We start from the raw sequence: 9,271 nt of genomic DNA on the forward strand, positions 1-9,271 counted from the left end.
TGGGCAAGAACATGCGAAATATCCATTAAAATGACAAAACGACCCCAAAAGATTTCTTTTGGGTCCGTTTTGTCTACAGTCTGAACCGTGTTGCGTAAAGGCAACACGGTTTTCATCATATTTCTCTGATATTTATCTGTTCGATTTCACTGTTAGGTAGCTCATCCTATTCCCGTCTTCCTCCATTTCAAAGAAGATTTCGTATTCCCCATAACCGTACCAGTAATAGTGCTGTCCATCCACGGGCTCTGGTTCTTCTCCCACTCCCATATGCCTGATTACTTCCTCTTTGGTTGGGGCATGCGTTCCAAAGTTGTACGAGACGGTTGTGATCGGCTCAGCCGGATCATCATAAGGAACGCCGTAGACGTACTGTCCATAACGATGCACTAGGCCACCTTCAAAATCATCCGACCGCTCAGGTTCGCCCATCTTAGCTTTCAGTTTTGAGAAAGTCGAATCAATTTGCACAGCTGCCCCCTGCACGATCCCCTGTCTCAGTTTCAAATAGAAGTCAGCCGGCATGACGGATTTTTCTGCGCTCGCTTTGTCGTACGAGCGCACCAGGAATGTCGCCAGCTGGGCCCGGCTTGTCGTGGCGTGCGGCCGGTATGGGTTGGCGACCGTGATGCCGTTCTCATATAGGATTTCAATCGATTTGGCGTAGGCCGATTTGCCGGTGTCTTTGATAACCGGCTTGCCCTTCAGGTCTTGGAAGGCAAATGTGCGGACGAGCACTTCCGCCATTTGGTCGCGCGTGATTGCTCTGCCGGCCAGTAGCTTGTTGTCGGAGCCGGTGAAAATGCCGAGATCCTTCACAATTTTTGAGTATTTTACGAGTTCCTGGTCCGGTGCATTGTTTGGAACATCGCTGAAATTTTCCACACGTGCGATGTTGTAGGTCTTCATATACTGATCCAGAGACAGTCCGCTTTGCTTGACGGCATACTTTCCGAGCGCCTTCACGACGTTTCCTCGGTTCAGCTGCTGGTTCGGCTTGAATGTGCCGTCCCCGTAGCCGGTCATGAGGCCCAGTTCCTTTGCGCGAAGGATATTGCCGTAATGGGAACTGGATTTGGATACGTCCTTGTAATGAGCGGCCGCGACTTGCAAGCTCGCTTCCGGGCTGCCTTCGCCCAGCGCCGGTGCCGCTGTGCCAAATGTTAATAATGAAGCTGCCGTCACAGTGACCAATGACTTGGAAATACGTTTCACTCTCATCCTCCTCGTTCATTTCTTAATGCCCCTCTTCTTCACCGGCTCGCAGAAACCCTCTTCATTCATCCCCTCTATCAATCTTGTATTCCCCATCATCCCCGCGAAAAACCGGCCAACCACTTTACAATTCTCTTAAAAGGCTCTATAAATAGAATGGATTAATTTTCAATCAGAGAAAGAGAGGGGCTATTCCACTTGGGCTTCAGATTTCAAAAACGGGTCAAAATCGCCCCGGGTGTCCGGCTGAATGTCGGCAAGCGCGGGGCCAGCGTATCAGTCGGGCGCAAAGGGGCCAGCGTGACCGTCGGCAAGCGCGGAACGTATGCGAACGTCGGCATTCCGGGCACCGGTATTTCCTATCGCACAAAAGTCGGCGGGCGGACAAAGCGGCCGCAGCGCGTTGCCTATGAACAAACCCAAATCTCCCCCGCCCGGCCTTCCGCAGACAACAGCCGCCAGGTCGATCAGTACAATGCCCGCGTGGCCATGCTGACATCGGTTCATCAGGAAGCGGCCGATCCGGTCGACTGGGAGCTTCTTTCTGCACCGGCACTTCCGACCGGAGCCGACGGGCCGGCTGTCCAAAAAGCGAAGCGGCAACTGGCCGGATACAGGCCGACCTGGCGTGACCGGCTGTTCAACCGCGCGGAGGCACGGCGCGCACAGCTCGAGGAAGCCGTCAAAACAGCTGCCGCAGAAGATGAACGAATACTTGCGGAGCAAAAGAAAACCGAGCAACTCGCCCGGAAGATTCTTGCCGGTGACCGTTCCGCCTGGCTGTCGGCGCTTGAAGAGCTCGATCCATTCGAGGACATTCGCCAGCTCGGCAGCACGGTAAATGTAGAAATTCCGGACAACGGAATCCCTGAGGCTGCCCTGCTCATCGGAGACGGGAGTGTAGTGCCGCGTGACGTCATGACGCTCACGCAGACCGGTAAGCTGTCGGTGAAGCCGATGGCGAAAAAGCGGTTTCTCCTGCTTTATCAGGACTATGTGTGCAGTTCGGTCATCCGGATCGCCCGCGAGCTGTTCGCCGTCCTTCCCACCGACCGGATCTTGGTGAACGTCTATGACGATTCCCAGGCAGATGAACCGCCGATCCGCGGCTGCATCCTGTCCGTCCGGATCCGTCGCGAAGACCTGGAAGGACTGGATTTCGCCTGGCTTGACCCTTCGGATACCATCGAGACATTTGATCACAACATGAACTACCTGAAGACCAAAGGCTTCAGGACCGTGGAGGAATTGGCGCGTTGACAGGCTGCATCACCATCATCATTGCATTGATCTTACTAGCACTCGTCATAAAATATCCTGTCGTGTTCATCGGACTGGCCATCGCTTTTTGGGGGTTCAAGGAATGGACGATCAACAAGAAATTAAAGACGAAAACAAAAGTCGCACCGGTCCTCCTGGCCGCCGGACTGCTGCTTTCACTCGGCGGCTGCGTGAGCGCAATTGCCGGGAACAGCGACGAATCGGCAGCCGACCAGTCGCAGAAAGCTGATCAAGAGCAACAGGACACCGTTGCTGAAAAGCCGCAATCAGAAACATCTATAGAAAAACAACCGGAAGAACAAAAGTCGGAAAAGCCGGCAAAAGAAGCGCCCGGAAATCCGGCAACCGAAGAAGCAGAACCTGTGGCAACCGCTCCCCCTTCCACTGCGGACAAATCAATTTCGGACGATGCGCCCGCCGCGACACCCGGCACGACGGATTTGATCCCCGTCCAGCTCGTCAGAACCGTCGACGGCGACACGATCAAAATCCGTTACAACGGACAGGAAGAAAGTGTCCGCTATCTCCTGATCGACACCCCGGAAACGAGCCACCCGCGGCTCGGCAAGCAACCGTTCGGCGAGCAGGCGAAAGAGCGCAACCGGGAGTTGATCAACAGCGGCAACCTGTCGATCGAATTTGACGTCGGCAGCCGGACCGACAAATATGGGCGGCTTCTGGCCTATGTGTATGTCGACGGCAAAAGCGTCGAAGAAACCCTGCTCCGGGAAGGCCTCGCCCGCGTCGCCTACGTGTATCCGCCGAACACCCGCCATCTCGATGACTATGAGAAAGCGGAAGCCGAGGCGAAAGCAAAGAAAATCGGCATCTGGTCCATTGAAGACTATGCGACCGACTCGGGCTTTGATGCCGGCGCCGTCCAGCCCGATGCCAATGCTCCGCAAGGCAACGGAAATGCGGCAGCCGGAAACACAAGGTCTTCCGGAAGCCAGGCTGCACCCGCCACACCGGCTGCACCTGCCGCGTCTTCCAACGGCGGAACGACCGAATGGTTCCAAAACTGCACCGAACTTCGGAAGAAATACCCGAACGGCGTGCCCGCCGGCCATCCTGCGTATCAGCCAAAAATGGACCGCGACAAAGACAACTATGCGTGCGAACGCTGACAAACGGCCCCCTTGCTGCAAGGGGGCCGTTGTTTGCACATCACATGGCTATAGCATTCGCGCTATAATCGGTTGAAATTTCCATAAAGCAGAATCACTGACATGGACGATTGCCCCTCTGGTCACACGCTGGCGAGAATCGCAAAAAGTCTTCAGACAGACCTGGTCATCCATGGAAATGAAAGTTCCGGATTCCCCCTTTAGATATCGGACACGGAAAAAAGACCGGCAGACCCCGCCGGTCTTTTACTATTCCTGCATTAATTCTTCCCGCAGCACTTTTTATACTTCTTCCCGCTGCCGCACGGGCAGGGGTCGTTGCGTCCGACTTTTTCTGAGGCGGCGGGCTGTGGTTTTTCTCCATGGGCTGATCTGGCTCCGCCAATTGGGCCGGCATCCGCCAGCACATTGACCGGCTGGCGTCTGCCGCTGAGTTCGTTCGGCGTGTGGCCGAGGTTTTGCCAGAGACGTGTGTTGTTCATGACCTCAAAAAACAGACGGACGACCGTATTCATCTGACCGTCATTGTCAAACACGACTTCCCCGTAGTCCATCAGCGCCGAAAAAGCCCGGGTCGGGAGTTCTTCCGTGGACGCCAAGTATTGTGCATAGTCGATCCAGTTATGGAGTTTGACCGGTTCGTTCTTGAACAGATGGCGGGCCGCATACGATTCCAGTGCTTTCAGCTCCGGCGTGTATTCATAATGATCGGCATCCGCATATTGGAGCAATTCTTCCCGCTCCGGCACGAAATACGGCTTCCCCGCCTGCTGACGCGTAAGCGCCGCAGGGCTTTTCACATCTTCGTGGACGAACCGGCTTCCTTCCAGACGGATGAAGCCCCGGTCGATCCACTGTACGGCGTCAGGCTCTTCCGCTGTTCTCAGCACTTCCTGTTCACTGAGCGTCCTTTCGTTCTGCCGGCTGAAAATCTCCGCCACTTTTGCTGCCGGCACCATTCCATACAAGTGAGTGAGCGCCAAAATATAATCGACGACTTCCTGCTTGTCTTCATCCAGCTCCGGGCGCGGCGGAGGCAAATGAATCGCTTCGCCCGCCTGAGCCGGCGTTTTGCCCCGGTGCGGCCAGCAGCGGGTTGCATTGAATTGTTCGGCCGTTAAAAAACGGAGCTTGTCGATGCCGTCCGGATCCTTCAATTCGCTCAGAAAAGGCAAAACGGCGCTCAGCAAATTGGTTTCCGGGTCTCCCGGGTGATTCGCCGCGTCCCGGACGGCCAGCAACAGTTCCTCCGACTTTTTTTCATCCAATCCTGATTCCACAGCAACCGATTTCACCGCCTCCGCCTGCTCCGTGCGTTCGAAATAATCGGGATTCGTGTACCGGAGCAGCTCTTCCTGTCCGGGCACGAAATAGTGTTTTCGGTCATGCCGCCAGAGAAGCTCGCTGAACCAGTCCTCATCTTCTGCCCGCTTCGCCAGCGCATAATCCGAGAACAATTCAATCAAACGGCGCTTCAACTCCTCCGACTCTGACGTTGCCAGGTCCCGGACTTCCTTCCAGTCGACCGCTTCCCCGGTCTGTTTCTTGTACACGTCCGCAACTTTCTTGAACGGCACCATTCCGTACAGGTTCGCCATGGCGGCAATATAATCCAATATCAGTTCCCTGTTCATCTGCCGTCTCCTTCCGCTAATCTCTTCCTGCAATTATATAGGGAAATCATCCGGAAATGCCACTTGAGGTCCTGTTTGCGTCTCCGGCTTTTTTCACGCCAAACAGGCCATCCTCGGCCGGATGCCCCGCTTCGTTTCTTATCTTTGGACGGTCACGCGGTTCCGTCCGTTCTGTTTGGATTCATAAAGCATCCGGTCCGCCCGCCTGTAAAGATCTGCCGGGTCATCGCCGTCCTGCGCTTCCGCAACACCAAGCGAGACGGTGACGGGAATTTCGGAATCCGAGTTTTCCACAGCCAAACGGACTTGCTCAGCGAATTGGGCCGCACCCGGAAGATGCGCAACTGCACCGCTGAGCAGCACACAGAATTCCTCTCCCCCGACACGCGCCGCGAGAACCCCGTCCGTTTCGCGCTGTAATGTGCGGCCGATCGTTTTCAGCACTTCATCACCGGTGTCGTGTCCATATGTATCATTGACTAGCTTGAACCGATCGATGTCGAGCATGATGAGCGCCACCGCCGTTCCGTCCTTTTTCCTTCGTCCGAGCAGCTTTTGAAGCATTTCTTCGAATGTCCGGCGGTTGGCGAGGCCGGTGAGCGGGTCAGTCGAAGCCAGTTCGCGGAACCGCTTGTTCAGTCCGATGAGTTCCGATTGTTTGCGCTCAATTTCTTCAACCAGTTTCATGAGCTGTTCGTTCGCCGTTTCCGTCTCCTGCTGAATGCGCACCGCTTCCCGCTTCGCTTCCAGAAGCCCGGTTTCGTATTCGGCCCGGACCGGCATCGCCATGATCGCGCACTCATACCGGCCGTCCGATTCCACCGCGCTGAGCAGTGCCGGAAACCTGCCGCCCGGCCCTTTCATCGATATTTCCATTTCACTGACGCGTCCTTTCAGCTCAATCGCCGGAACGAAATATGTCTGGAAATAGACCCAGCCGGAGACCGTCAGCAGTTCCTTCATATGAACGGGGAGTTTTTCGCGTCCCGTCATTTCAAGCAATGCCCGGTTCGCCTCGTCGATGCGCCAGTTTTGATCCAGCACGACGTAGCCGACCGGGGCCCGTTCCAATTGCAAATCCAATTCAACGACACCTTGCCTTTCGCTCAACATTTAATGGCTGTTTGAGTTGCCGATGAACTGCATGAGGTCCCGAATCGTCTCCTGCGGTGCGCTGATATGCGGGTTATGGCCTTTTGCGTCCATCAGTTTATATTCGCTTCCGGGAATCTGGGTATGGATGAACTGCCCGACTTCCGGCGGTACGACCGCGTCATCACGTGTCTGGAGAATGAGCGTCGGGACTTTGATTTCTTTCAGGAGATCCCGGCAATCCGACAGGAACGTCACTTCGGCGAACTGCCGCATGACCGCCGGGTCGTTGTTGGCAAACCGCTCTTCCATTTCCTCTGTAAGCGAAGGCCTGTCCGGATTCTGCATGGAAACGGGTGCCATATACTTCGCCCACTCCAAATAATTCATCTCCATCATGTCCAGCAATTCCTCGACATCGGCACGGTCAAACCCGCCAGGATAGTCCGGCTCATTCAAGTAGTGCGGCGACGGCCCGATCATGACGAGTTTCGAAAAAGCGTCTGGCCGCTCCAGCGACGCAATGGCGCCGATCATGCCGCTCACCGAGTGCCCGACAAACACGGCATCGCGCAGATCCAGCGAATCCGCAATGTCCACCACATCTTTCGCATAGCCGTCGAGCGAGCCATATCGACCCGGCGAATACGCCGACCGGTCACTCTGCCCCGCCCCGACATAATCAAACAGCACCGTCCGAAAATCCCCTTCAAACGCCGGTGCCACACGGCTCCAAACCGTCTGATCACAACCGAGCCCGTGCGCAAACACCACCGTCTGTGCACCCTCGCCCCGGATCGTCACGTGATTCCGCTTTATAATATCCATCCCACAGCCCCCCCTCATCTTTCTCTACTATACCCCAATCACTTTCCATCACCAATTCTTCTTGGTGTGGGTGATGTGAATGTCGGGATTGCCACGGATGATTCACGAATGTCGCGATAACACCGGTGAATGTCGGGATAGCGATGGTGAAAGTCCGGTTAGCCCTCTCGAATGTCGGGATTGCCACGGGTGATTCGCGAATGTCGCGATAGCACTGGCGAATGTCGGGATAGCGGCCGTGAATGTCCGGTTAACCCTTTCGAATGTCGGGATTGCCACGGATGATTCGCGAATGTCGCGATAACACCAGCGAATGTCGGGATAGCGGCGATGAATGGCGGGGTAGCCCTCTCGAATGTCGGGATAGCCACGGATGATTCATGAATGTCGCGATAACGCCAGCGAATGTCGGGATAGCGGCGATGAATGGCGGGGTAGCCCTCTCGAATGTCGGGATAGCCACGGATGATTCATGAATGTCGCGATAACGCCAGCGAATGTCGGGATAGCGATGGTGAAAGTCCGGTTAGCCCTCTCGAATGACGGTTTTCTCTTCTACCAGAAATTCAACAGTAGGCCAAAAGGCTAATTAATCGAAAAATCCACACTGATCCTTAAGCATCATTTTTATTTTTATCAACAGGCAAATTTCAATTATGAGACCGAATCCGATATCAAAATCCAAAATTGGCATCAGAGAACGAAGGCCTCGTTTTTCCTGCTCTTTCCTATGTAGATGTTGCGTGATATGGTGGTTGAAAATGAAAGTGGGTGGCAGCCGTCAAGGTTAAATCATCTGCCTTATTAATTGTGGATGCCTTGGAATCCATCATTGAGAGATTTCGTGGAAATCATGAAAAACGTCAGGAATTGGAGCAACAGCTCTATAACCGGAAATCCGGCATTGCCGGCGAACAGAAAGTGCTCGATGCCTTATATTCCATTCAACTCCCACGCGGAAGCAGAGTGTTTTGGGATATTAGTCTGCCGCTTCCGGGCGGGTCATTTTTTCAAGTGGACGTCATTCTGATCATGCCCTCAGGAATCTTATTATTGGAGTCCAAAAATATCGGAGGCCGACTGAGATTTTATTCGAAGCCTTCAGAACTGCACAAAGTCGACGAGAATGGCACCATCCTTTTGGCGATGGATTGCCCATTTGCACAACTTCAAGATCAAAAAGACAACATGGATTGGTGGTTGGCCAATAATGGTTTCCGGGTAAAGACTGGCGGACTGGTTGTATTGACTGCAAACCCGACAATCGAGGCCATTTCGCGGAATTCGAATATCATCCGGTTAAGGGAACTGCGCTCGATCGTCCGTCGAATGGCTGAACAACCCCACGTATTGTCGGCTGAACTGTTAAAAACTTTGACCACCGCTATCCAGCTTCAACAGCGGCCCTATCTCCCGTTTCCCTATGCTCACCATGTCGGTGTTGAGCCGGAGCATTTGGAGTGGCGGCCCTTGTGTGAATTGTGTTTGTGCCCCTTGGATAAACCCACCTCCAGAAGTTGGTTCTGCCCAAACTGTCGCATGTCCCATGTACCTCCATATAAGAAAACATTGCTTGACCGTTTTCTTACCACGAGCAATCAAATCACAACAGCAGAGTGCAGCCGACTATTCAAATGCAACGAACGGACGGCCCTCAGGATTTTGGAACCTTTTAATCTCACCCGTATTGGCAACGGCCCCTCAAGCGCTTATCAAATGGAGTACTTGCAGCTGCTTGAATGAATGAAGTGATTGAATATCCGGGAAGCAGCCGCAAACGTCGGGATTGCGCCAGACGGTTCCCGAATGTCCGGTTACCGCCCGCGAATGTCGGGATAACGCCCTCGAATGTCGGGATAACGCAAGACGGTTCCCGAATGTCGGGATTGACCGCCCGAATGTCCGGTTACCGCCCGCGAATGTCGGGATAACACCCTCGAATGTCGAGATAACGCCAGCCGGTTACCGAATGTCGGGATTCACCTCACGAATGTCCGGTTACCGCCCGCGAATGTCGGGATAGCAACCTCGAATGTCGGGATAACGCCAGACGGTTCCCGAATGTCGGGATTGACCTCACGAATGTCCGGTTAC

7 protein-coding genes are annotated in these 9,271 nt (G+C 54.3%); 3 read left to right on the forward strand and 4 right to left on the reverse strand.

The features are described from left to right. Positions 1–132 precede the first annotated feature (132 nt). Entirely contained in the window at positions 133–1,215 is a 1,083-nt protein-coding gene (locus ACFFIY_RS14240; protein WP_354199483.1) for an S-layer homology domain-containing protein, read from the reverse strand. A gap of 198 nt (positions 1,216–1,413) precedes the next feature. Here ACFFIY_RS14240 and ACFFIY_RS14245 point away from each other — a divergent pair, with 198 nt between their 5' ends. Together ACFFIY_RS14245 and ACFFIY_RS14250 are read left to right on the forward strand one after the other, a co-directional pair. Beyond that, a complete protein-coding gene (locus ACFFIY_RS14245) occupies positions 1,414–2,475 on the forward strand; it encodes a DUF4236 domain-containing protein (protein ID WP_354199485.1) in 1,062 nt (353 codons plus the stop codon). A gap of 155 nt (positions 2,476–2,630) precedes the next feature. Further along, positions 2,631–3,623: a thermonuclease family protein gene (locus tag ACFFIY_RS14250; RefSeq protein ID WP_446680574.1), complete on the forward strand. Its 993-nt coding sequence runs from the start codon at positions 2,631–2,633 to the stop codon at positions 3,621–3,623. Positions 3,624–3,883: 260 nt separating this feature from the next. On the opposite strand, the gene ACFFIY_RS14255 is transcribed toward ACFFIY_RS14250, so the two are convergent. The 3 genes from ACFFIY_RS14255 to ACFFIY_RS14265 all read right to left on the reverse strand — a co-directional run bounded on the left by ACFFIY_RS14255 (position 3,884) and on the right by ACFFIY_RS14265 (position 7,177). Further along, a complete protein-coding gene (locus tag ACFFIY_RS14255; RefSeq protein WP_354199489.1) occupies positions 3,884–5,257 on the reverse strand; it encodes a YecA family protein in 1,374 nt (457 codons plus the stop codon). Positions 5,258–5,395: 138 nt separating this feature from the next. Next, positions 5,396–6,340: a GGDEF domain-containing protein gene (locus ACFFIY_RS14260; RefSeq protein ID WP_354199491.1), complete on the reverse strand. Its 945-nt coding sequence runs from the start codon at positions 6,338–6,340 to the stop codon at positions 5,396–5,398. A 30-nt stretch (positions 6,341–6,370) separates the two neighbouring features. Beyond that, a complete protein-coding gene (locus ACFFIY_RS14265; protein WP_354199493.1) occupies positions 6,371–7,177 on the reverse strand; it encodes an alpha/beta fold hydrolase in 807 nt (268 codons plus the stop codon). A 771-nt stretch (positions 7,178–7,948) separates the two neighbouring features. On the opposite strand from ACFFIY_RS14265, the gene ACFFIY_RS14270 reads away from it, so the two are divergent. After that, a complete protein-coding gene (locus tag ACFFIY_RS14270) occupies positions 7,949–8,920 on the forward strand; it encodes a nuclease-related domain-containing protein (RefSeq protein ID WP_354198805.1) in 972 nt (323 codons plus the stop codon). Positions 8,921–9,271: the final 351 nt, after the last annotated feature.

Origin of the sequence: Bhargavaea ullalensis (genome assembly GCF_042432615.1) — a bacterium.
Lineage (GTDB): Bacteria > Bacillota > Bacilli > Bacillales_A > Planococcaceae > Bhargavaea > Bhargavaea ullalensis.